The following is a 21,632-nucleotide window of genomic DNA, read 5'->3' on the forward strand; positions in this document are numbered from 1 at the left end:
AAAAGGCAATGTTCGTGCCCATTCGATGGAAGCACTCATGCGTCCACGGCTATCTGCCGCGCGTTTGCGCGCTACACCCTGGCTGTCATCGCCCGGCTTGACCGGGCGATCCAGTATTCCAGAGAAAGCTATGGTTGAGCCGAGAGGTCGCTGCGTACTGGATGCCCCGCCTACGCGGGGCATGACACTGTCGTTCGGCGACGGCCTGCGCCCTACCCGATCACCCTGCCGAACTTGTTCGACTTCGGGAATCCCTTCGGCGGCAGGCGGCCGGCATCGGCGCGGGTGCCTTGCCACTCGGCGAGCTCCTTCATGGTCGCGGAGAATTCGCGGCCCGCGGAGTCCTTCCAGGTCAGCCCCGCCTTGGCGTCGAACACGACGACGTCCGAGAGGCCGCCGTCCTTGTATTTCTGCAAGCGAACGCCGCGGCCGCGGGCCATCTCCGGCACCTGGTCGAGCGGGAAGACCAGCATCTTGCGGTTCTCGCCGATGACCGCGACGGTGTCGCCGAGCACTTCGGTGACCGTGCGCGCCTCGTTCGGCATATCGACGTTGAGGACCTGCTTGCCCTTCTTGGTGGTGCCGACGCAGTCGTCCTCGTTGACGACAAAGCCCTGGCCCTCGTGGCTCGCGACCAGGAATTTGCGTCCGCCCTTGTTGACGAACAGCACGACGGGAGCGGCCTCCGGCTCCAGGTCGATGAACTGGCGGATCGGCTCGCCATGACCGCGACCGCCCGGCAGCTTTGCGACATCGAGCGAGTAGAATTTGCCGTTGGTGGCGAACAGCAGCAGCTTGGACGTGGTCTCGGCGAAGAAGGCAAAGCCGAGCTTGTCGTCCTGCTTGAAGGCAAGCCCCGAGAGATCCTCGACATGGCCCTTCAAGGTGCGGATCCAGCCCTTGTCCGAGACGACGACGGTCACCGGCTCGCGCTCGACCAAGGCCTCCTCGATGGCGGCGAGATCGTGCTCGGGCGCATCGGCAAAAGTGGTGCGGCGCTTGCCGAGCGGCGTCTTCGGCCCGAACATGTCGCGGACCTTGGCGACCTGCTCACTGACCTTCTTCCACTGCTCGGGCTCGGACGCCAGCAGTCCCTCGATCCCCTTCAGCTCCTTGCGCAGATCCTTGTCCTCGGTGCGGATCTCCATCTCCTCGAGCTTGCGCAGGCTGCGCAGCCGCATGTTGAGGATGGCTTCGGCCTGCACCTCGGTGAGCTTGAACGCCTTGATCAGCGCCGGCTTCGGCTCGTCCTCGTTGCGGATGATCCTGATCACCTCGTCGATGTTCAGATAGGCAATCAGCAAGCCGCCGAGAATCTCCAGCCGGCGCTCGATCTCGGCCTTGCGATGGTTGGTCCGGCGGATCAGCACGTCGCGCAGATGGTCGAGCCATTCGCGCAGGCACTCAGCGAGCCCCACCACCTTGGGGACGCGGCCCTTGATCAGCACGTTCAGGTTCAGCGGAATCTTGTTTTCGAGCTCGGTCAGCCGGAACAGCGATTCCATCATCAGCGCGGGATCGACGTTCTTCGACTTCGGCTCGATCACGATGCGGACGTCTTCGGCCGACTCGTCCCTGATGTCGCCGACCAGCGGCAGCTTCTTCTGGTCGAGCAGCTCGGCGATCTTCTCGATCAACCGCGACTTCTGCACCAGAAAGGGTATCTCGGTGACGACAACGACCCAGGTGCCACGCGCGCCCTCTTCCTGCTCCCATCGGGAGCGGACGCGGAACGAGCCGCGGCCGGTGGTGTAGGCTTCAGCGATCGCCTGCTTGGAATCGACGCAGATGCCGCCGGTTGGGAAATCCGGACCCTTGACCCATTTCAGCAGCGCTTTGGATTTCGCGTCCGGTTTCTCGATCAGATGCAGCGCGGCCTCGCAGAGCTCGGCGGCGTTGTGCGGCGGGATCGAGGTCGCCATGCCGACCGCGATACCCTGCGCACCGTTGGCGAGCAGGTTCGGGAAGCCGCCGGGCAGCACGATCGGCTCTTTCGACTGGCCATCGTAATTGGGACGGAATTCGACCCCGTCCTCATCGATGCCGTCGAGCAGAAGCCGCGCGACGTCGGTCATGCGCGCTTCGGTGTAGCGATAGGCGGCGGGATTATCGCCGTCGATATTGCCGAAATTGCCCTGGCCGTCGACCAGCGGGTAGCGCGAGGAGAAATCCTGAGCGAGACGCACCATGGCGTCGTAGATCGCCTGGTCGCCGTGCGGATGGAACGAGCCCATCACGTCGCCGACGATTTTGGCGGACTTCTTGAAAGCCGTGCCCGGATCGAGCCGGAGCAGGCGCATGCCATAGAGGATGCGCCTATGCACCGGCTTCAGGCCGTCGCGGGCATCGGGCAGTGCGCGGTGCATGATGGTGGAGAGCGCGTACGCAAGATAGCGCTCTTCCAGCGCCTCACGCAGCGGCACCTCGTGAATTTCGGCCGGTTCCTCCGGCGGAATCAATCGTTTTCCCATGCTGCCCGGTTAAACCGTGGAAGCGAATCGGGCAAGGATCGATTGGTTCCCTGTGGGCGGCCTACTGGCCGGCCCAGCCTGCGGTGAAGGTCTGGGTGGGTTGGGCGTTTTTGGCCTGCGTGGTGGCCGGGGTATTGGTCAGGCACCGCCGGGCCGTCTCGATCTCGGCCTCCGTCGCGCCCTTGGACCGGGCCCATGCCTCTGCTGCCACAGCAGAATATTTGGCCACATAGAATCTGACGACGGTACAGGAGGCACGGCGAAAGACGCCCGGCTGCTCACCCGCGAGAGCGTCCGGCGCCAGCGCGATCAGCGCTGCCGATATCACAAGTCCCTTGATCAGCATCAGGATATCCCCGGTTGGAACCCCGGGGGCAAGTCAGGGAAACCCGATTTCGTTCCACGGTGGGCCGACATATTGCGACAATGCAGAGCCGCGTTTGGCTCATGGCGCGGGAATCGCGGCCTTTGCCTGCTGCCGCGTCAACGCGCTGATGAAGCCTGCCCGCGCGTCGGAATGGCCTTGCCCGCGCGGCTCCAGCACGTGGCGCAACAGGAAAAGGCCGGTCAGTCGAAAGCCGTCCTGAAGATCCTCGTCGGTGAGGTCACCCTGCACCTCGCCCTGGCGCAGGAACGGCGGCAGCCGCAATAGCCGGTCGCGCCACGGTTCGCCCGCCCCGCGCGACACCGCGCCGCCGGATTTGGGCGAGACGTAGATCAGGTCGGTGGTCTCTCCGGTTACGGCGCAGTTTTCCAGCGCCAGCCCGAAGCCGAGCTCGGTGAGCATTGCCAGTTCGAAATGGATCACGTGTACGGCGGCGCTGCCGATGTCGTCGAAATCGTCCAGCGAATGTTCGAGCAGCGCCAGGAGGTTTTCGTGCGGATCGCGCTCCGGCAGCAACCGTGCGATCGAAGCGAGGTGGGTGATGCCGTAGACTCCGTGGGATGATCCCAGCAGCGTCGCCGCCCGCAGCTTGAGGCCCTCGATGGCATAGGTGCCGAGATGCTCGTCGAGCCGCGCCCGCCACACCACGCTGAGGCTGTTGCCGGGCTGCAGCAGCGGCCGCATCCGCGAGCCGGCGCCGCCGCGGACGAGACCGAGATGGCGGCCGTGCGCACGGGTCAGCAGCTCGACGATGGCGCTGCTCTCGCCATGCCGCCGCACCCCCAGCACGATGCCTTCGTCGGTCCATTCCATCGGTGAAGTCTAGCGGATTCCGGTCTTCAATCGTAGGGCGGATTGGCGGGAGGCCGGAAAGTGAAGCGCCGCCAATCCACCCGACGCGGCCTCACGCGTTGAACCAGCCCTGCGCGTCGCCGCGGAACGAGAAATACAATCCCATCGCCGTCAGCACGCAGGAGACGATCTCGATGGCGCTGTCGAGTTCCATGCCCTTCTCGCCGATGATCTGGCCGAGCGAGATCACCGACAGTACGAGTGCTGCCGCCAGCACCCAGCGCGGCCAGTTCTTGCGCCCGCGCGCGGCCAGCCGGACGAAATAAACCAGCAGCAGGATCATGCCGCCGGCAAGGAGCGACGACGTCATGATCATCTGTTCGGTCATCTCGGCAGTCGGCGTGCGGTCCTGCACCGCCACCGACAAGGCATCCAGCATCAACGATGCATAGAGCAACGCTTCGAAGCGCCGTACGTTGCTGGGTACGCTCATCGCCGACCGATCTTTTCTTGGTTATTCTTTGGGAAATTCCAGGCCCATCTCGCGGTAGCGATCGGGATCGTCGCTCCAGTTCTCGCGCACCTTGACGAACAGGAACAGGTGCACCGGCACGCCCAGGATCTCGCCGATCTCCTTGCGCGAGTCCGCGCCGATCGACTTGATGGTGGCGCCGCCCGCGCCGAGCACGATCTTGCGCTGGCTTTCGCGCTCGACGAAGATCGTCTGCTCGATGCGCACCGACTTGTCCTTGCGCTCCTCCCACTTGTCGGTCTCGACGGTGGACTGGTAGGGCAATTCCTGGTGCAGCTTGCGAAAGATCTTCTCGCGGGTGATCTCGGCCGCAAGCTGCCGCATCGGCGCGTCCGACATCTGGTCTTCGGGATAGAGGAACGGCCCCGGCGGCACGATCTCGGCCAGTGTATGCCTGAGGTCGTCGACACCGTCGCCGGAGATCGCCGCGATCATAAACGTCTGTGCGAAGGCCATGCGCTCGTTGGCGGCCTGCGCCAGCGCCAGCAGCTTCTCGCGCTGGACCAGGTCGACCTTGTTGATGACCAAAATCTTCTCGTGCTTGACGCTGGCGACCTTGGTGAGGATCGCCTCGGCTTCCTCGTCGATGCCGGCCTTGGCATCCAGCAGCACGCACACGAGGTCGGCGTCATGCGCGCCGCTCCAGGCGGTCGAGACCATGGCGCGGTCGAGCCGGCGCTTGGGCAGGAAGATTCCGGGCGTATCGACCAGGATGATCTGCGAATTGTTCTCGATCACGATGCCGCGGATCAGCGCGCGCGTGGTCTGCACCTTGCGCGAGACGATCGTGACCTTCGCCCCGACGAGCGCATTGACCAGCGTGGATTTGCCGACATTGGGCGCGCCGATCAGCGCGACGAAGCCGCAGCGCGTAGCAGTGGGCGCCTCGCCGCTTGCTTCAACCGTCATTGCCGCCGCCAACGCCTTCACGTTCGATCATCACTGAAGCTGCCACTTTCTCTGCCGCACGCTTGCTGCCGCCGATGCCTTCCGCCGGAGCGAGTCCCGGAAGATCGACCGCGACGCGGAATTGCGGATCATGATGCGGGCCGGTGCGCTCGACCTCGCGATAAACAGGCGTCGGCAATCCCTTGCCCTGCGCCCATTCCTGGAGAACGGTCTTGGGATCGCGCAACGGACGCCGCGGCTTGTGCATGCGCTCGGTCCAGTTGCGCTTGACGAAATCGGCCGCCGCCGCGTAGCCGCCGTCGAGGAAGACGGCGCCGATCACGGCCTCGCAGATATCGCCGAGCACGCTCTTGCGCAGGCGCGCGTCGGCGCTGGAGCCGACCGAGCCGAGCTTGATGTCGTCGAGCAGACCGAGCGACTTGGCGACATCGGCGCAGCTCTCCTTGCGCACCAGTTCGGCAAGTCGCTTGGACATCTCGCCTTCGTCGGCGTTCGGGAAGGCGTGATAGAGCATGTCGGAGACGACGAGCCCGAGCACGTGGTCGCCGAGGAATTCCAGCCGCTGATAGCTGTCACCGCGCTTGCGCCCGGACTTCAACGCGGAGACATGCGTGATGCCTTGCATCAAAAGGTTCGGATCGGCAAAGCTGTAGCCGATGCGTGCCTCGAGCCCCGCGTTCGCATCCGAGCCCCTGGCCTTGCTGCTCCGCACCCGCTTCTTCTTTGCGGGCGTCTTGTTTTCAGGCGTCTTGCCCTCAAGGCTCTTGGTCGCAGCTTCGCCGTCGGGGCCCGCTTGCGCCTCGGTCGGCAGGGTCGCGATGTCCTTGGCTTCGTCTTTCATCGGACGATTTTGAAGAAGCGATTCCAGCGCACCGCCCACGGCCAGCGCCAGAACATCCATGCATGCTCGCCTTCGGCGATCGAGAAGAAGATCATCTGGGCGCGCCCGATCAAATTCTCCTGCGGCACGTAGCCGACCTGGCCGAGAAAGCGGCTGTCGGTGGAGTTGTCGCGGTTGTCGCCCATCATGAAGAAGTGGCCGGTCGGCACGGTGTAGACGTTGGTGTTGTCGACGTAGCCGTTGTCGGCGCAGTCCAGCGTCTCATAGGACACGCCGTTCGGCAGCGTTTCCTTCCAGCGCTTCACCCGGGAGACGCCGCTGCCTTCGGCGCCGCAGGGATCCTCGCCGACAAATTCGCTCATGCGCTGCCGCTCGACCGGCGTGTCGTTGATGTAGAGCAGCCCGTCCCGCATCTGGATGCGGTCGCCGGGCAGGCCGATCACGCGCTTGATGTAGTCGGTGGAATCGTCCTTCGGCAGGCGGAATACGACGATGTCGCCGCGGTTCGGGTCCGAGCCCCAGATCCGCCCCGAGAACAACGGCGGTGAGAACGGGATCGAATAGTGGCTGTAGCCGTAGGAATATTTCGAGACGAACAGATAGTCGCCGACCAGCAACGTGGCCTTCATCGAGCCGGATGGGATGTTGAACGGCTGAAACAGGAAGGTGCGGATCACCAGCGCGATCAGGAGAGCGTGGATCACGACCCGGATCGTTTCGCCGACGCCGCTCTCAGTTTTCGTTCCTGAAGTCACGCTCATTGCTCTCTCAATTCCGGCGGGCGGTCACAGCGCGCCCTCCTCCCGCGAACAGCCCATCGCTCGCGGCCCAAGGAGATTGTCCTGATTCTGATAATGAGGGCCAATTCCGGCGTAAAGCCGAATTCGCCCAGCCTGATTTGCGTCCGCGGACTTTTAGACGGTTGTCGGAGGCCACGCAATCAAGGATCGCATCAAAACTGCATAAGCATTTGATTTTGAATGCGAATTATAAAATGATCGGTGCCCAATCAGGGTTTGTCCAGCGGCACGGCGGAAATGATGACGAAGGCCTGTGCCAACGGCCAGTCATCGGTGATCGACAGGTCGATCTGCGCCGCGAACCCCTCCGGCGTCAGGGCCTGGAGCCGGGCCAGCGCCCCGCCCGTCAATTGCATGGTTGGCCGCCCTCCCGGCAGGTTGACCACCCCCATGTCGCGCCACCAGACGCCGCGCCTGATGCCGGTGCCGAGCGCCTTGGAACAGGCCTCCTTGGCGGCGAAGCGTTTGGCGTAGGTTGCCACCACCATCTTCTCGTTCTTGGCGCGCCGTTCCGCCTTGGCCCGCTCGGCCGCGGTGAAGATGCGGTCGAGGAAGCGCTCGCCATGGCGGTCGATCACCTTGCCGACACGGGTGATGTCGATCAGATCGGAGCCGATGCCGATGATCATGCCCGGCTCCGGCCGCGGTCCATCGCCGCGCGCATGCTGCGCACCGTCTCGGCGAGACCGACGAACAGGGCTTCGCCGATCATGTAGTAGCCGATGTTGAGCTCCATGATCTCAGGCAAGCCGGCGATCGTCTCCGCCGTCGCGTAGTCCAGCCCGTGTCCGGCGTGAACCTCCAGCCCCGCTTCCTTCGCCAGCTTCGCCCCCGCCACGATTCGCCGCCATTCGGCCTCGGCCTTGTCGGCGTGACCGTCGACGACGGCGTCGCACCAGGCGCCGGTGTGGATCTCGATCACGGGCGCGCGCAGCCGCGCCGCCATCTCGATCTGGGCAGGATCGGCCGCGATGAACAGCGACACCCGGATGCCGGCATCGTTCAGCCGCGCGATACAAGGCGCCAGCGCATTGTGCTGTCCGACGACGTCGAGCCCGCCTTCGGTCGTCACCTCCTGGCGCCGCTCCGGCACGAGGCACACCGCGTGCGGCCTGGTGGCGAGCGAAATGCGCATCATGTCGTCGGTGGCCGCCATCTCGAAATTGAGCGGCTTGGAGATCTCGGCTTTCAGCCGCGCCATGTCCTCGTCGCGGATGTGCCGGCGATCCTCGCGCAAATGAGCGGTGATGCCGTCGGCGCCGGCCTCGATCGCCAGCAGCGCCGCGCGCACCGGATCGGGATTACGGCCGCCGCGCGCGTTACGCAGGGTCGCGACATGATCGACATTGACGCCGAGGCGGAGCGGAGGTGCAGGCATTTCAGGACTCACGGAATCATAGGGACAGACCAGGACGGAAGGCGTCTATCCATTAACACGTTCGGCGCGGGCGACGACCGCCTTCGCGCGCAGCTGGGCCAGGATCGCGCTCAAATGCTTGAGATCGTAGACTTCGAGATCGATCGTCGTCTCCGTGAAGTCCGGTGAGCGGCGCTGCATGCTGATGTTGTCGATGTTGCCGTCGTGCTCGGCGATCACGGTCGCGATCTGCGCCAGCGCGCCGGGCTCGTTGACGTTCTCGACCTTGATGCGGGCCGGGAAGCGCTGCGGCGCGGAGTCCTCGATGTCCCAGCGCACGTCGAGCCAGCGCTCCGGCTCTTCCTCGAAATCCTTCAGGGCCGGCGCCTGGATCGGATAGATGGTGATGCCCTCGCCCGGCGTGACGATGCCGACGATGCGGTCACCGGGCACCGCGCCGCCGTTCGGCGCGAACTTCACCGGCAGATCGGAATTGATGCCGCGGATCGGAATCGCGACCGGGCTGCGCGGCGGTTCGGACGACTTCTCCTTGAGCTTGCCGGCAAGCCCCTTTTTGACGCCGTAGCGCGCGATGCGCTCCTCCTTGTAGTCGGGATACATCGCACGCGCGACGTGGGAGGCCTTGATCTCGCCGCGTCCCACAGCCGCCATGACGTCCTCGATCGAGGTTCGTGCCAGTCGCGGCAGCGCGCCCTTGAGCTTGTCGTCGGCGTATTCGATCTTGGCGCGCTCGAACAGGCGCTCGACGATGCGCCGGCCGAGACCGACATATTGATCGCGCACCGCAGTCCTGGTGGCGCGGCGGATCGCAGCGCGTGCCTTGCCGGTGACCGCGAGCGTTTCCCAGGCCGACGGCGGCGCCGCTTGCGCTTCCGAGGTCAGCACCTCGACCTCGTCGCCGTTCTGGAGCTCCGAGGACAGCGGCGCAAACTGGCCGTTGATCTTGCAGCCCACTGCGCTGTTGCCGACGTCGGTGTGTACGGCATAAGCGAAGTCGATCACGTTGGCATGGCGCGGCAGCGCGATCAGCTTGCCCTTCGGGGTGAAGCAGAACACCTGGTCGTGGAACAGCTCGAGCTTGGTGTGCTCGAGGAATTCCTCGGGGTTGGCGCTCTCCGAGAGAATGCCGATGGTGTGGCGCAACCAGGCGAACGCATTGGACTCGCGCTTGAGGAATTCGGTCGGCGAGCCCACGCCTTCCTTGTAGAACACGTGCGCGGCGATGCCGCGCTCGGCGATTTGGTCCATCGCCTCGGTGCGGATCTGCAACTCGACGCGCTGGTTGCCGGGGCCGATCACGGTGGTGTGGATCGAGCGGTAGTCGTTCTGCTTCGGCGTCGAGATGTAGTCCTTGAACCGGCCGGGCACGACCGGCCAGTTGGTGTGGACGATGCCGAGCGCGCGGTAGCAGGCCTCGATGTCGTTGACGACGACGCGGAAACCGAAGATGTCGGACAATTGCTCGAAGCCGACCGACTTGCGCTCCATCTTGGTCCAGATCGAGAATGGCTTCTTCCGGCGGCCATAGACCCGCGCCCCCAGGCCCCGGTGGCGCAGATTGTTGGAGAGCTGGTCCTCGATTTCGCCGATCAGATTGCGGTTGCGCTCGGCCAGCGCATCGAGCCGCTGCATCACCACCGAATAGGCTTCCGGGTCGAGGGTCCGGAACGACAGGTCCTCCAGCTCCTCGCGCATCTCCTGCATGCCCATGCGTCCGGCCAGCGGCGCATAGATGTCGAGCGTCTCCTCGGCAATGCGCCGTCGCGATTCCGTCGGCACGAAGTCCAGCGTGCGCATGTTGTGCAGGCGATCGGCGAGCTTCACCAGGAGCACGCGGACATCGTCGGCAATGGCCAGCAACAATTTGCGCAGATTCTCGGCCTGCTTGGCCTCCCGCGATACCAGTTCCAGCCGCTTCAGCTTGGTCAGGCCCTCGACCAGCGCGCCGATCTCGGGCCCGAAGATCTGGTCGATCTCGGCCCGCGTCGCTTCGGTGTCCTCGATCGTGTCGTGGAGCAGCGCAGCCACGATGGTGGCGTCGTCGAGCTTCAGGTCGGTGAGAATCGCCGCCACTTCGAGCGGATGGGAGAAGTACGGGTCGCCCGAGGCGCGGGTCTGCGAGCCATGCGCCTTCATGGCGTAAACATAGGCGCGGTTCAGCAGATCTTCGTCGGTGTTGGGATTGTAGGACCTGACGCGCTCGACGAGGTCATATTGACGCATCATGCGTGCGCGAGGCTTCGCCGGGCGCGCCACCGGCGCAGTCGGGGCCACAGCAACCGATTCGGTTGCGGCCTGCATCTGCGTTGGTGTGCGGCGTCGATATACCATGCCGTCCTGCCTTCAAACGGACCACGACAGAGCCCGTTGTATACATCTTAGCTCCGATCGCGCGCGTGTCCGATCAATTCAGTGACAGGGACAGGCGCTAACCGACGACGCTATGGTAACCACGAAAACGCAAACAAAAGCAAAGGCCCGAACAACGGTTCGGGCCTTTGATCAGATCACAAAGAAGTCGATGAGCGCGACGGGACGATTTACTCGTCCTCCTCGGGCTGCTCCTCGGGCGGTGCGAGGCCTTCGAGACCCTTCAGGAGCTCTTCTTCCGTCATGCGCTCAACCGCGACTTCGGTATCGTCTGCATCCACGCTTGCACCGGCGGAACCGATCAGCGGCACAGTGTCCGGCTCGGGCTCGTCGACCTCGACGAACTTCTGCAGCGAGTGCACCAGCTCCTCGCGGAGGTCCTCCGGCGAAATGGTGGTCTCAGCAATTTCGCGCAAAGACACAACAGGGTTCTTGTCGTTATCGCGGTCAACCGTTAGTTGTGAACCAGACGAAATCATGCGGGCACGGTGGGCGGCCAGCAGGACCAGGTCAAACCGGTTGTCGACCTTGTCGATACAATCTTCTACGGTGACGCGAGCCATCGACTGTCGCTCCGTTGTGGGTGGGACGAAATATGTGGATGAATGCCGGTAGTTATAGGTGCCGGGAGGGTTTCGCAAGGCCAATTTGTGATTTGGCCTCGCCAAACGGCTCTGCTACCCCCACATTGGGGCTGGGATGGGTGGTTTCCCGGGCTGCCGGCGACGGCGGCGCCGGGAGTGTGCGAGTTGGCCATAACTATACCTTGATTGCACCGACTTCTCCGGATTTGCGGTTTCGACGGGTTTCGGCGGGACTTTAGAAGTGCGCGGCTTGCTGTCGCCGCGCCAACAAAAAACGATCAATCACGAACTCTACGCGAGCAAACTGAATGTCACCTTCCTCTACCGACAAGATCGCGCTCTTCATCGATGGAGCCAATCTCTACGCGACGGCGAAAACTCTGGGCTTCGACATCGATTACAAGCGCCTGCTGAAGGAGTTTCAGAGCCGCGGGACGCTGCTTAGGGCGTTCTACTACACCGCGATCATCGAGGATCAGGAGTACTCCTCGATCCGGCCGCTGATCGACTGGCTCGACTACAACGGCTACACGGTCGTCACCAAGGCGACCAAGGAGTTCATCGACGCCTCCGGCCGCCGCAAGGTCAAGGGCAACATGGACATCGAGCTCGCCGTGAACGCCATGGAGCTCGCCGAGCACATCGACCAGATGGTGCTGTTCTCGGGCGACGGCGACTTCCGCTCCCTGGTCGAGGCCGTTCAGCGCCGCGGCGTGCGGGTCACCGTGATTTCCACGATCGCCAGCCAGCCGCCGATGATCGCCGACGAGCTGCGCCGCCAGGCCGACGTCTTCACCGACCTCGTCGAGCTGCAGTCCAAGCTCGGCCGCGACCCGTCCGAACGCCCCGCCCCGCGTGACCGCGGCGACCGCGAGGCGCGCCACCACGCTCCGCAGTTCCTCCAGCGCGCAACCACGATGGCGCCGGCGAGGGGCGATGACGACTTCGAGGAGTGAGGCGGCCCGGTCAAGCCGCCAGCCTCTCAGCCTCGTCCCCGACCGTGACTGTCCGCTCTGTCCGCGCCTGGTCGCCTTTCGCGAGGCGAACCGCGCGCGCGAGCCATTGTGGCACAATGCACCGGTTGCGCCTTTCGGCGACATCAAGGCGCGCCTGCTGATCGTCGGCCTTGCGCCGGGGATGCAGGGCGCCAACCGCACCGGCCGTCCCTTCACCGGCGATTATGCCGGCGACCTGCTCTACGCCACGCTGCTCGAATACGGCTTCGCCAAGGGCCAATATCAGGCGCGTCCCGACGACGGCCTGAAGCTGGTCGACTGTCGGATCGCCAATGCGGTGCATTGCGTGCCGCCGCAGAACAAGCCGCTGCCGGTCGAGATCAACACCTGCCGGCAGTTCCTCGCGGCTAATCTCGCAACGATGCCGAACCTGCGCGCGATCGTCGCCCTCGGGCGTATTGCGCACGACACCGTGCTCAAGCCGCTGAACCTGAAGGGATCGCAAGCCCCCTTCGGCCACGGCGCCGTGCATCAGGCTAGCGCATTCAGGCTCTACGACAGCTATCACTGCTCCCGCTACAATACGAACACCCGCGTGCTGACGCCGGACATGTTCCGCTCCGTGTTCGCGAAGGTGAAGGCCGACCTCGACTAATCCTTCGACAAGCCCTTGGCTGGATTGGCCTTCAGCCAGTCCAGGACATCGCCGGCGTTCCGGTCGGGCGGAAACACCGGATAGAACACATGCGTGATCTTGGCGTCGTCGACGATCAGCGCAAGGCGCTTGATCAGCGTCAGGCCCGCGACCTCCATGGTCGGCAAATTCAGGGCGCGCGTAAGCGCCAGCTTGTCGTCCGAGAGCACCGGGAACGGCAGATGCAGCCGCGAGGCCATCTCGGTCTGGTACGCGTTGCTCTGGGTCGAGAGGCCGAACACCTGCGCGGCGCCGGCGGCCTTCAGCTCGGCGAACAGATCGCGAAACGCGCAGGTCTGCGGCGTGCAGCCGCGCGCGCCCGGGATCATGTCCCAATCGTCGACCAGCGCGATCTTGCCGGGCTCGCCGGTGCGCGGATAGGCGAACACCACGGTCCGGCCACGCAGTGCCGACAGCGCGACTGACGTGTCGTCGGTGGCGCGCAGACTGACCGGCGGCAGCGTCATGCCTTTCAGGTGCGCGGCGCTCCCGTCATCCGCGGGTGCGGGAATCCGGGTCCAATCGACCTCGAGCAGGTTTCTCTGAGTCATCCCGCTATCCCCTCGCCCGCATCAGGCGGCCCTTCTCCCGGCTCCAGTCGCGCTTCTTCTCGGACTCGCGCTTGTCGTGCAGCTTCTTACCCTTTGCAACCGCGAGCTGTAATTTGGCGCGACCCCGCTCGTTGAAGTAAAGCTTGAGCGGGATCAGCGTCATGCCTTCGCGGTCGACCGCGCCCATCAACTTGTTGATCTGCTTGCGATGCAGCAGCAGTTTTCGCGGCCGCTTGGGCTCGTGATTGAAGCGGTTGCCCTGGAGATATTCCGGAATGGTGGCGTTGATCAGCCAGATCTCGCCGTCCTTGGAATCGGCGTAGGATTCCGCGATCGTGCTCTTGCCGTTGCGGATCGACTTGACCTCGGTGCCGGTCAACGCAATGCCGACCTCGATCGTATCCTCGATCGCATAGTTGAAGCGGGCCTTGCGGTTTTCCGCCATGACCTTGATCGGACGTTCGTTCTTGTCGGCCATGGAAGACAAACCTGATCGAGATGCGCGAGGACGCTAACAGTTTGGATGAAGCGAGCGCGTCAAGACTTCTTGAGGAGATCGCGGATCTCGGTCAGCAGCTCGACCTCGGCCGACGGCTTTGGTGGAGCGGCAGGCTGCGCCTCGTCCTTGCGCTTCAACTTGTTCATGGCACGGATCACCAGGAACAGCACGAAGGCAATGATGATGAAGTTGATCGTCAGCGTGAGGAAGTTGCCCCAAGCCAAGACGGCGCCCTGCTTTTTCGCGTCCGCGAGATTTGCGGCGGTGACCTTGCTCGAAAGCGGCGTGAAGTAGTTCGAGAAGTCGAGGCCGCCGGTGGCCGCACCGATGATCGGCATGATCACGTCGCCGACCAGCGATGTGACGATGGCGCCGAAGGCCGCGCCGATGATGACGCCGACCGCGAGATCGACGACGTTGCCCTTCATGGCGAACTCGCGGAACTCCCTGAGCATCCGCGTGCCTCTTTCGTCGATCGCCATGAAAGCTCCCCGATCGGCTAGCGCGTCAGTTGATGAGGCCGGCATGAACCATCGCGCTGCGCACCGCAACGCGGGTCGGCTCGGTGACCGGCACCATCGGCAGCCGCAGCGTCTCGTCCAGCTTGCCGAGCAGCGACAGCGCGTACTTGATCGGCGCCGGATTGCTCTCGATGAAGAGGTTGTTGTGCAGCGGCATCAGCTTGTCGTGCAGCTTCAGTGCGGTGGCATGGTCGCCTTTCGCCCAGGCGGCCTGGAACTCCGAGCACAGCCGCGGCGCGACGTTCGAGGTCACCGAGATGCAGCCATGGCCGCCATGGGCCATGTAACCGAGGATGGTCGCATCCTCGCCCGAGAGCTGGTTGAAGTCCTCGCCCATCGCCGCGCGCTGCTGTGAGACGCGGACCATGCTGGCGGTGGCGTCCTTGACGCCGGCGATGTTCTTCAGCTCCCACAGCCGCGCCATGGTGTCGACCGACATGTCGATCACCGAGCGCGGCGGGATGTTGTAGATAATGATCGGAATCCCGATCGCGTCGTTGATCGCCTTGAAGTGCTGGTACATTCCTTCCTGGGTCGGCTTGTTATAGTAGGGCGTCACGACCAGAACCGCGTTCGCCCCCGCCTTCTCGGCGTGCTGGGCGAGCTCGATCGCCTCTTTTGTCGAGTTGGACCCGGCGCCGGCGACCACGGGCACGCGGCCTTTTGCTTCCTCGATGCACCATTCAACGACCTTCTTGTGCTCGTCATGGCTCAGCGTCGGGCTCTCGCCGGTGGTGCCGACCGGGACCAGGCCGTTGGTGCCCTCTGAAATCTGCCAGTTGACCAGGGAGCGGAACGCCGCCTCGTCCAGCGAGCCGTTCTTGAACGGCGTGACCAAGGCGGTGAACGATCCCCGGAATTTCGTCTTGGCTGCCATGGACTTCCTCCGTACGCGGCGATCTCGAGCGAGCCGCATTCATATCGGGTCTATCCCGCCGGTAAAAGACCCGCCTCGGCGTGACGCACCGTTTAGGCCGCGATTTTGCCGCGGTGGTGGTGCAAACCCGGCGAAGGTAAGCGGCTGTTGGTATTTTGTCCGCATATTCAATCAAATACAGCCAGATCTTGTACAGCTAGGTCTTGAGCCAATTGACTGATTCGGGGCGACGAAACGCCGTGATCTCCTTTCCGCGCGCCGCATGGCGATCCACCGGTCTGATCGTGTGCCTGATGGCAGGGCTGTCCGCGGGCTGCGCCGCCTGGGCCAAATCCAATGAGACAACCGCGGAGACCGCCAAGGAAACCGCTAAGGAAACCGCGAAGCCCGCCGCCAAGCCAGCCGCCAAGGACACTTCGAAGGGAGCGTCCAAGGGAACCGGTAAGGAACCTTCGAAGGACGCCGCCAAGGGGGCAAGTAAGGGCGCAAGCAAGGGCGCGACCAGTCCCCCCGCCAAGGATGCCGCGAAGAAGCCTGGCAGGGATGCTGGCAAGAACGCAGGCAAGGAACCTGCGAAGGACAAGCTGAAGCCTGCGGCTGCCGCGCCAAAGTCAACGCCGACCGCTGGCGCCTCTGTCCCGAAAACCGCACCCGCGCCGGCTGCGACAGCCACCGTCAGACCCACCGCTCCGGCCCCCGCCAAGCCCGTCGCGGCTCCTGTCCTGGCTCCGGCGACCCGCCAGCATGCCGCCCCGCGCAAGCCGGTCACACCGGCTGCGGTTGCCGCGACCTCCTCGACGTCGCAAGCCGACAAGGACACGCTGGAGGCCGTGATCGAGCTCGTGCGCAAGCGCAAGGCGGGCGACGCCACCAATGCCGCGGGCACGATCTCAGATCCCGTGGCGCGAAAGCTCGCGGAATGGATCATCCTTCGCAGCGAGGACAATGGCGCGACTGTCGAGCGCTACCGCGCCTTCCTCTCCGCCAATCCGAGCTGGCCGTCGCAGACCTTCCTGCGCCGGCGCCTGGAGGCCGCGATGTGGGACGACAGGCGCGACGACCAGGTTGCGTGGTCGTGGTTCGAGAACGAATCCCCCGTGTCCGCCAAGGGCCGCTTCACGCTCGCCAAGGCGATGCTGGCGCGCGGCGACCGCGCCAACGCCGAACGTCTGGTGCGCGACGCCTGGCGCAGCGACCCGATGTCGGAAGAGACCGAGAACAACGCACTCGACCAGTTCGGCGCGCTGCTGACGCCCGGCGATCAAAAGGCGCGGATGGACACGCTGCTCTATGGCAGCGAGAACGAGGCTGCATTGCGTGCCGCGAAGCGCCTCGGGGCCGGCTATGTCGCACTCGCCAAGGCCCGAATCGCCTCCCTCAAGAAAGCCCCGAACGCACGTGCGTTGCTCGAAGCCGTGCCGCGCGAGCTGCACGGCGATCCCGGCTTCATCTTCAGCAAGATCCAGCTGCTGCGCCGCGAGGAGAAATTTGCGGAAGCCGCCCAGCTCATGCTGTCGGCACCGAAGGATCCGGGCCGTCTCTACAATCTCGACGAATGGTGGATCGAGCGGCGCCTCCTGGCGCGCAAGATGATCGACACCGAGGAATTCCGCAGCGCCTATCTGATCGCGCGCGATGCCGCCCTGCCCTCGCGCGACATCTACAAGACCGAGCAGGAGTTCACCGCCGGCTGGATCGCGCTGCGCTTCCTCAACGATCCCGCGGCCGCGACTCAGCATTTTGCCCGCATCGGGATCGGCAGCGTCAATCCGACCACGCTGGCGCGCGCCGGCTATTGGCAGGGCCGCGCCGCCGAAGCTGCAGGCCGCCAGCAGGAGGCGCGCAACGCCTACGCGCGGGCCGCCGAGCAATCCACCAGCTATTACGGCCAGCTCGCACGTGCCAAGCTCGGCCTGCCGCAGATCGAGCTCAACGCTCAGCCGCGCAGCCGCGGTGCCGAACGGCTGGAGATCGTGCGCGCCGCGCAGCTGCTCTACGAGCTCGACGAGCGCGAGATGGCGATACCGATGCTCGCCGACATGGGTGAGAACGGCGATCCTGAAGCGCTAGCCGGCCTTGGCGAGCTCACCCAGCGCCACAGCGACGCCCGCGGCATGCTGCTGCTTGGCAAGGCCGCGCTCAATCGCGGGCTGCCGTTCGATTTCTACGCCTATCCCGTCAACGGTATTCCGCAGTTCACGCCGATCGGCCCCGAGGTCGAGCGCAGCATCATCTACGCCATCGCGCGGCAGGAGAGCGCCTTCAACCCCTCGGTCGTCTCGCCGGCGCAGGCCTATGGGCTGATGCAGGTGACGCCGGACGCCGCGCGCTATGTCTGCAAGCGGCACGGCGGGACCTACGATCTGGGACGTCTGAAGAACGATTCGGCCTACAACGCCACGCTCGGCTCGGCCGAGCTCGGTGGGCTGCTCGAGGACTATCGCGGCTCCTACATCATGACTTTTGCCGCCTACAATGCCGGCCGCGGCAGTGTGAAGAAGTGGATCGATCGCTACGGCGATCCGCGCGACCCCAAGGTCGATGCGGTCGATTGGGTCGAGCTGATCCCGTTCTCCGAGACGCGCAACTACGTGCAGCGGATCATGGAGAACCTTCAGGTCTACCGCGCCCGCTTCGGCGGCGGCACGCGGTTGCAGATCGAGGCCGATTTGCGCCGCGGCGCCGGCAGCGTGGAGTAACTGCGTGCCCCTAACGACTCCGATGACAAAGCATCCACGCATGCAGCGCAGATAGGGCGCGCAATAATAAGAGACGAAAATGGATCAGATAATGTTGAGCGTCGTCCGTGCGGTACAGGCAGGCGCGACGACGATGAAGGGCGTGATCGACGCCACCGGACTATCTCGTCTCAAAATCGAACGTGCGTTGAATGCCCTAGAGAAGCAGCAGCTCCTGGTTCGAGACGGCCAGGGGTTTAGATCGAACAGTCTGCCGAAGGCAGCCCGGCAGTGCGGATCGTGCAATGCCTGCTGCGATATCCTCGAGGTGGCCGCCGTCGACAAGCCCGTGAACCAGCTGTGCAGGCATTGGCAGACGGGCGCGGGATGCACCATCTACGACCGCCGTCCGCAGATGTGCCGGTCCTTTGTCTGCGCCTGGTTGCAAGGTCACCTCGACGACGACTGGTTTCCAGCGAAATCGGGCATCATCGTGCATTTCAGCCAGGATGCGGTCAACGTCACCGTCGATGACCATTGCCCCGATCGCTGGCGCGAGGAGCCTTATTTCAGCAAGCTCGCCGAATGGTCGCTGAACGGCATCAAGAGAATCGGAAACCGCGGTTACGCGACCCTCGTTGTGTCCGGTGCCGATAAGTTCCTGCTGCTGGGACGGACCATCGTTCCCGAACCGACGCTGTTCGGAACAGCGTTCCTGCCGCTTACGGCCGACACTTTCCGGTTCTGGCGGGCGAAATCGCAGGAGCATTTGCAGCGGCTGCACGAGCGCATCGCCGAGATCGAGCGGATCAGACAGGAATTCGGCTCCTGCGCGATTCCCGACGAACTGGATGACGACCCCTACCCGCCCTATCGGTCGGCTCTTCTGCGCTGGTCGAATCACGCCTGAACTCCCACGCGGTCCACGCGGAGTAATTCGCCGTATGCCGCTCGATGCGCGCCGGTCGCGATCGAAACGTGGCGGCGGGCACGCGCGAAAGACGCCGCCCCGGGAGTTCGGGACGACGTCTTGAGGCTGGAAGCTACGCTACTTGGCGATTGCAGCTTGCGCGGCTGCGATCTTCGCCTTCACGGCATCGAGATTGAAGCTCGCGCCCTTCTGCATGGGCGGAAATTCGATCGCCGTCATCGCCAGCTTCTCAACCTGCTGCTGGACAAAGACAAAGCGCCAGAATTCGTATTTGAACCAGTCGAAGTATTGCTGGGCCCCGTATTTGGTCCCGCTATCGGGCCAGCCCGTGCGCTCGAAAGGATCGAGGCGAAGGTTGGTCAAATAGGGCACGTCAACCTTGCTTTTATCACCCAGCCAGCCTCCGGGCTGGTCGATGAAACGATACTTGTAGTCGTCGATGCGCACGGCCCCCAGCTCGCTTTCGCCGAAATAAAAGATTTCATGCCGATTTGACGGCCCCTTGCCAGTGATCATGTCCAGCTGATTGTAACCATCCAGATGGCACTTGTAGGTGCGGTCACCGATGTGTTTACCCTTTTTGAGCTCGTCGGCGATGTTGGGATTGCCTGCAGCGGCCAGGAAGGTCGGGAACCAGTCCAGTCCGGACATGATGCCGTTCTCGACCTTGCCGGCCGGCACCTTGCCCGGCCAGCGGATCATCGCCGGCGCGCGGAAGCCGCCCTCCATGATCGTGCCTTTGCTCTGCGCGAATGGCGTCTGTCCGCCATCGGGCCAGGTGAAGACCTCGGTGCCGTTGTCGGTCGTGAATACCACGATGGTGTTGTCATCGACGCCCATATCCTTCAGCTTCTGCATCACGACGCCAACGTCGTCGTCGAGCTGCGCCATGCCGGCTTCATGGATGGACCAACCATTCTTGGAGTTGCGCATCGCCTGGTACTTCGGCGACAGGTGCGTAACGATGTGCATGCGGGTCGGATTGAGCCACAGGAAGAATGGCTTGTTGTCGGCCTTGGCCCTGTCGATGAAATTGAGCGCGAGGTCGCGGATTTCATCATCCACGGTTTCCATCCGCTTGGGATAGAGCGTTCCGGCGTCCTCGATCCTCTGCTTGCCGACCTTGCCCCAGCGCGGATCCACGGTGGCGTCGTCCACATTGGTCGCCCACGAGTGGACCATGTTGCGCGGACCGACTGTGTTCAACAGCTCCTGCGGATAAGCGGGGTGGGCCGGATCTTCCATCGCGTCGAGGTGATACAGGTAGCCAAAGAACTCGTCGAAGCCATGCACCGTCGGTAGAAACTCGTTTTTGTCGCCAAGGTGGTTCTTGCCGAACTGGCCGGTGGCGTAGCCCATACCTTTCAGCGCCGCAGCAATGGTCACGGCCTCCGCCGGCAAGCCGGTGGGAGCGCCGGCCTGGCCGACTGTGGTCATGCCGGTGCGGATCGGCAGCTCGCCGGTGATGAAGTTGGCGCGGCCCGCCGTGCAACTCGCCTCGGCATAGTAATCGGTGAACAGCATGCCTTCGGCGGCGATCTTGTCGAGGTTTGGCGTCCGCCCGGCCATCATCCCGCGGTGGTAGGCGCCGATATTCCAGATGCCGATGTCGTCACCCATGATGACGACGATGTTCGGCCGTTGCCCGGGCGCAGCGGGCGCCGGCGCCGCGGCTGGTTGCTGCGCTTGTGCAGGGCTCGTCAATCCGATGGCCGAAAGCGCCGAAGCGGCGGCGAGAGAACTACCACTTAACAAGAGATCGCGGCGTTTCATTCCGCCGCCGTTTGGTCCCGCGCTCATCTCAGGCTTTTCCGGAATCCTATCGTTACTCATGACGCGATCCTCTTCCTGGTGATGCACCTGAAGCCGACATGGCTTGCTGAGGTGTCGATCGGCTCGGCATGACGCGCTGCCGGACGATAGCGGCGGCAATAGTTAGGCGCGCAAAGATGCGAGCCGCCCTTAAGCACCTTGCGCGGAATTCTTATCTTCGGATTTCGGGCGTCGTAGCTCGCATTTTCGGGCCCACCCCGCGGATTTTGCGGAATGCAACACGCCTTCGGCGAATCGGCTTCGTGCACCGGCGAATACCAATCGGCCGTCCATTCCCAGACATTGCCGATCATGTCATGCAGCCCGTAACCGTTGGCCGGGAACGCTGTGACCGGCGAGGTGCGCTCGAAGCCATCGGTCGCCAGATTCTCGTGGGGGAAATTACCCTGCCAAATGTTCGCCATATGTTGGCCGCCGGGTAACAGCTCGTTACCCCATGCGAATTCGGCACCGTCTCGTCCGCCGCGTGCAGCGAACTCCCATTCAGCCTCGGTCGGTAATTCCTTGCCGGCCCATTTGGCATAGGCTTCGACATCTCGGTAGGCGACGTGCACGACGGGATGGTTCTCGAGCCCGCGCAAGTTACTGTGCGGCCCGTAAGGACGACGCCAATTGGCTCCGAACTTGAACGTCCACCATTCGCTCCAATGGTGCACGTCCACCGCTTGCTGCGGGGGTGTGAAGACGAGAGAGCCGGCTTTGAGCATGCGCGGCAATGCGCCAGGATAGTCCTTCGCATGGGGTGTCAGTTCAGCGAGGGTGACGTAGCCAGTCGCGTTGATAAAATCGCGAAATTGGCGATTGGTGACAGGCGTTCGGTCTATCCAAAATCCGTCCACAGTGACCCGGTGGACCGGCGCCTCCTCAGGATAGTGAGTCTCGGAACCCATCCGAAAAGTTCCGCCGGGGATATAAACCATCTCCTGGTTTGCTTGCCCCTCAACCGCTGGCCCGGAAAAACATTCCCCACCGGTGAAATTCATTTCATCTTGCCCCTCAACTAACCTTATGGCGGTGTCACGGACATCCG

21 protein-coding genes are annotated in these 21,632 nt (G+C 63.8%); 4 read left to right on the forward strand and 17 right to left on the reverse strand.

The window, feature by feature from the left end; all coding sequences use genetic code 11:
* Positions 1 to 212 precede the first annotated feature (212 nt).
* From parC to rpoZ, 11 genes are all read right to left on the reverse strand, one after another.
* Positions 213 to 2,471, reverse strand: a complete 2,259-nt coding sequence (parC, locus tag FXB41_RS32840; RefSeq protein ID WP_219684706.1) for a DNA topoisomerase IV subunit A — start codon at positions 2,469 to 2,471, stop codon at positions 213 to 215.
* Between the two features lie 61 nt (positions 2,472 to 2,532).
* The gene (locus tag FXB41_RS32845) at positions 2,533 to 2,817 is read right to left on the reverse strand and encodes a hypothetical protein (RefSeq protein ID WP_219684707.1); all 285 of its coding nucleotides are present in this window, start codon (positions 2,815 to 2,817) and stop codon (positions 2,533 to 2,535) included.
* 99 nt (positions 2,818 to 2,916) lie between these two features.
* Positions 2,917 to 3,669, reverse strand: coding sequence for a DNA repair protein RecO (recO, locus tag FXB41_RS32850; RefSeq protein WP_007603400.1), 753 nt, complete (start codon positions 3,667 to 3,669; stop codon positions 2,917 to 2,919).
* A 91-nt stretch (positions 3,670 to 3,760) separates the two neighbouring features.
* Positions 3,761 to 4,141, reverse strand: coding sequence for a hypothetical protein (locus FXB41_RS32855; protein ID WP_007603399.1), 381 nt, complete (start codon positions 4,139 to 4,141; stop codon positions 3,761 to 3,763).
* 21 nt (positions 4,142 to 4,162) lie between these two features.
* Positions 4,163 to 5,089 carry a GTPase Era gene (era, locus tag FXB41_RS32860; RefSeq protein ID WP_219684708.1) on the reverse strand — a complete coding sequence of 309 codons (927 nt, stop codon included), beginning with the start codon at positions 5,087 to 5,089 and terminating at the stop codon, positions 4,163 to 4,165.
* Positions 5,079 to 5,930: a ribonuclease III gene (gene rnc / locus FXB41_RS32865; protein WP_007603396.1), complete on the reverse strand. Its 852-nt coding sequence runs from the start codon at positions 5,928 to 5,930 to the stop codon at positions 5,079 to 5,081. The genes era and rnc overlap by 11 nt, the downstream gene beginning before the upstream one ends.
* Positions 5,927 to 6,691, reverse strand: a complete 765-nt coding sequence (gene lepB, locus FXB41_RS32870; protein ID WP_007603395.1) for a signal peptidase I — start codon at positions 6,689 to 6,691, stop codon at positions 5,927 to 5,929. Before lepB ends, rnc begins: the two co-directional genes overlap by 4 nt.
* A 248-nt stretch (positions 6,692 to 6,939) precedes the next feature.
* Positions 6,940 to 7,359 carry a holo-ACP synthase gene (acpS, locus tag FXB41_RS32875; RefSeq protein ID WP_007603394.1) on the reverse strand — a complete coding sequence of 140 codons (420 nt, stop codon included), beginning with the start codon at positions 7,357 to 7,359 and terminating at the stop codon, positions 6,940 to 6,942.
* On the reverse strand, positions 7,356 to 8,108 hold the full coding sequence (locus FXB41_RS32880; protein WP_219684709.1) for a pyridoxine 5'-phosphate synthase: 753 nt from the start codon (positions 8,106 to 8,108) through the stop codon (positions 7,356 to 7,358). The genes acpS and FXB41_RS32880 overlap by 4 nt, the downstream gene beginning before the upstream one ends.
* A gap of 45 nt (positions 8,109 to 8,153) precedes the next feature.
* Positions 8,154 to 10,439: a RelA/SpoT family protein gene (locus tag FXB41_RS32885; RefSeq protein ID WP_219684710.1), complete on the reverse strand. Its 2,286-nt coding sequence runs from the start codon at positions 10,437 to 10,439 to the stop codon at positions 8,154 to 8,156.
* A gap of 209 nt (positions 10,440 to 10,648) precedes the next feature.
* Positions 10,649 to 11,041, reverse strand: coding sequence for a DNA-directed RNA polymerase subunit omega (gene rpoZ, locus FXB41_RS32890; protein ID WP_007603391.1), 393 nt, complete (start codon positions 11,039 to 11,041; stop codon positions 10,649 to 10,651).
* Positions 11,042 to 11,370: 329 nt separating this feature from the next.
* Between rpoZ and FXB41_RS32895 the strand changes: the two genes are divergently transcribed.
* Entirely contained in the window at positions 11,371 to 12,018 is a 648-nt protein-coding gene (locus FXB41_RS32895; RefSeq protein ID WP_007603390.1) for a LabA-like NYN domain-containing protein, read from the forward strand.
* Positions 11,999 to 12,673 carry a uracil-DNA glycosylase gene (locus tag FXB41_RS32900; protein ID WP_219684711.1) on the forward strand — a complete coding sequence of 225 codons (675 nt, stop codon included), beginning with the start codon at positions 11,999 to 12,001 and terminating at the stop codon, positions 12,671 to 12,673. The genes FXB41_RS32895 and FXB41_RS32900 overlap by 20 nt, the downstream gene beginning before the upstream one ends.
* Here the strand turns inward: FXB41_RS32900 and FXB41_RS32905 are convergent.
* From FXB41_RS32905 to dapA, 4 genes are read right to left on the reverse strand one after another with little or no spacing between them, the layout of a single operon-like run.
* A complete protein-coding gene (locus FXB41_RS32905) occupies positions 12,670 to 13,263 on the reverse strand; it encodes a peroxiredoxin (protein WP_219684712.1) in 594 nt (197 codons plus the stop codon). The two genes, FXB41_RS32900 and FXB41_RS32905, sit on opposite strands and share 4 nt — an antisense overlap.
* A gap of 4 nt (positions 13,264 to 13,267) precedes the next feature.
* On the reverse strand, positions 13,268 to 13,741 hold the full coding sequence (smpB, locus tag FXB41_RS32910; protein WP_007603387.1) for an SsrA-binding protein SmpB: 474 nt from the start codon (positions 13,739 to 13,741) through the stop codon (positions 13,268 to 13,270).
* Between the two features lie 59 nt (positions 13,742 to 13,800).
* Positions 13,801 to 14,244: a large conductance mechanosensitive channel protein MscL gene (mscL, locus tag FXB41_RS32915; RefSeq protein WP_219684713.1), complete on the reverse strand. Its 444-nt coding sequence runs from the start codon at positions 14,242 to 14,244 to the stop codon at positions 13,801 to 13,803.
* A 25-nt stretch (positions 14,245 to 14,269) separates the two neighbouring features.
* Positions 14,270 to 15,160, reverse strand: a complete 891-nt coding sequence (gene dapA, locus FXB41_RS32920) for a 4-hydroxy-tetrahydrodipicolinate synthase (RefSeq protein WP_007603384.1) — start codon at positions 15,158 to 15,160, stop codon at positions 14,270 to 14,272.
* A gap of 293 nt (positions 15,161 to 15,453) precedes the next feature.
* Between dapA and FXB41_RS32925 the strand changes: the two genes are divergently transcribed.
* Together FXB41_RS32925 and FXB41_RS32930 are read left to right on the forward strand one after the other, a co-directional pair.
* Positions 15,454 to 17,859: a lytic transglycosylase domain-containing protein gene (locus FXB41_RS32925; protein WP_219684723.1), complete on the forward strand. Its 2,406-nt coding sequence runs from the start codon at positions 15,454 to 15,456 to the stop codon at positions 17,857 to 17,859.
* A gap of 79 nt (positions 17,860 to 17,938) precedes the next feature.
* On the forward strand, positions 17,939 to 18,748 hold the full coding sequence (locus FXB41_RS32930) for a YkgJ family cysteine cluster protein (RefSeq protein WP_219684714.1): 810 nt from the start codon (positions 17,939 to 17,941) through the stop codon (positions 18,746 to 18,748).
* 138 nt (positions 18,749 to 18,886) lie between these two features.
* Here the strand turns inward: FXB41_RS32930 and FXB41_RS32935 are convergent, their stop codons facing one another.
* Together FXB41_RS32935 and FXB41_RS32940 are read right to left on the reverse strand one after the other, a co-directional pair.
* Positions 18,887 to 20,542: an arylsulfatase gene (locus FXB41_RS32935; protein ID WP_219684715.1), complete on the reverse strand. Its 1,656-nt coding sequence runs from the start codon at positions 20,540 to 20,542 to the stop codon at positions 18,887 to 18,889.
* Positions 20,543 to 20,598: 56 nt separating this feature from the next.
* Positions 20,599 to 21,585 carry a formylglycine-generating enzyme family protein gene (locus FXB41_RS32940; protein WP_219684716.1) on the reverse strand — a complete coding sequence of 329 codons (987 nt, stop codon included), beginning with the start codon at positions 21,583 to 21,585 and terminating at the stop codon, positions 20,599 to 20,601.
* Positions 21,586 to 21,632 lie beyond the last annotated feature (47 nt).

Origin of the sequence: Bradyrhizobium canariense, from assembly GCF_019402665.1 — a bacterium.
Classification (GTDB): Bacteria; Pseudomonadota; Alphaproteobacteria; order Rhizobiales; family Xanthobacteraceae; genus Bradyrhizobium; species Bradyrhizobium canariense.

Coding starts and splice junctions, on each gene's coding strand:
- rpoZ (WP_007603391.1), bottom strand. CDS start 11,041: ATGGCTCGCGTCACCGTAGAAGATTGTATCGACAAGGTCGACAACCGG.
- era (WP_219684708.1), bottom strand. CDS start 5,089: ATGACGGTTGAAGCAAGCGGCGAGGCGCCCACTGCTACGCGCTGCGGC.
- FXB41_RS32855 (WP_007603399.1), bottom strand. CDS start 4,141: ATGAGCGTACCCAGCAACGTACGGCGCTTCGAAGCGTTGCTCTATGCA.
- FXB41_RS32895 (WP_007603390.1), top strand. CDS start 11,371: ATGTCACCTTCCTCTACCGACAAGATCGCGCTCTTCATCGATGGAGCC.
- FXB41_RS32925 (WP_219684723.1), top strand. CDS start 15,454: ATGGCAGGGCTGTCCGCGGGCTGCGCCGCCTGGGCCAAATCCAATGAG.
- dapA (WP_007603384.1), bottom strand. CDS start 15,160: ATGGCAGCCAAGACGAAATTCCGGGGATCGTTCACCGCCTTGGTCACG.
- acpS (WP_007603394.1), bottom strand. CDS start 7,359: ATGATCATCGGCATCGGCTCCGATCTGATCGACATCACCCGTGTCGGC.
- FXB41_RS32880 (WP_219684709.1), bottom strand. CDS start 8,108: ATGCCTGCACCTCCGCTCCGCCTCGGCGTCAATGTCGATCATGTCGCG.
- mscL (WP_219684713.1), bottom strand. CDS start 14,244: ATGGCGATCGACGAAAGAGGCACGCGGATGCTCAGGGAGTTCCGCGAG.
- FXB41_RS32900 (WP_219684711.1), top strand. CDS start 11,999: ATGACGACTTCGAGGAGTGAGGCGGCCCGGTCAAGCCGCCAGCCTCTC.
- FXB41_RS32930 (WP_219684714.1), top strand. CDS start 17,939: ATGGATCAGATAATGTTGAGCGTCGTCCGTGCGGTACAGGCAGGCGCG.
- recO (WP_007603400.1), bottom strand. CDS start 3,669: ATGGAATGGACCGACGAAGGCATCGTGCTGGGGGTGCGGCGGCATGGC.
- parC (WP_219684706.1), bottom strand. CDS start 2,471: ATGGGAAAACGATTGATTCCGCCGGAGGAACCGGCCGAAATTCACGAG.
- FXB41_RS32885 (WP_219684710.1), bottom strand. CDS start 10,439: ATGGTATATCGACGCCGCACACCAACGCAGATGCAGGCCGCAACCGAA.
- rnc (WP_007603396.1), bottom strand. CDS start 5,930: ATGAAAGACGAAGCCAAGGACATCGCGACCCTGCCGACCGAGGCGCAA.
- FXB41_RS32905 (WP_219684712.1), bottom strand. CDS start 13,263: ATGACTCAGAGAAACCTGCTCGAGGTCGATTGGACCCGGATTCCCGCA.
- FXB41_RS32845 (WP_219684707.1), bottom strand. CDS start 2,817: ATGCTGATCAAGGGACTTGTGATATCGGCAGCGCTGATCGCGCTGGCG.
- FXB41_RS32940 (WP_219684716.1), bottom strand. CDS start 21,585: ATGAATTTCACCGGTGGGGAATGTTTTTCCGGGCCAGCGGTTGAGGGG.
- lepB (WP_007603395.1), bottom strand. CDS start 6,691: ATGAGCGTGACTTCAGGAACGAAAACTGAGAGCGGCGTCGGCGAAACG.
- FXB41_RS32935 (WP_219684715.1), bottom strand. CDS start 20,542: ATGAAACGCCGCGATCTCTTGTTAAGTGGTAGTTCTCTCGCCGCCGCT.
- smpB (WP_007603387.1), bottom strand. CDS start 13,741: ATGGCCGACAAGAACGAACGTCCGATCAAGGTCATGGCGGAAAACCGC.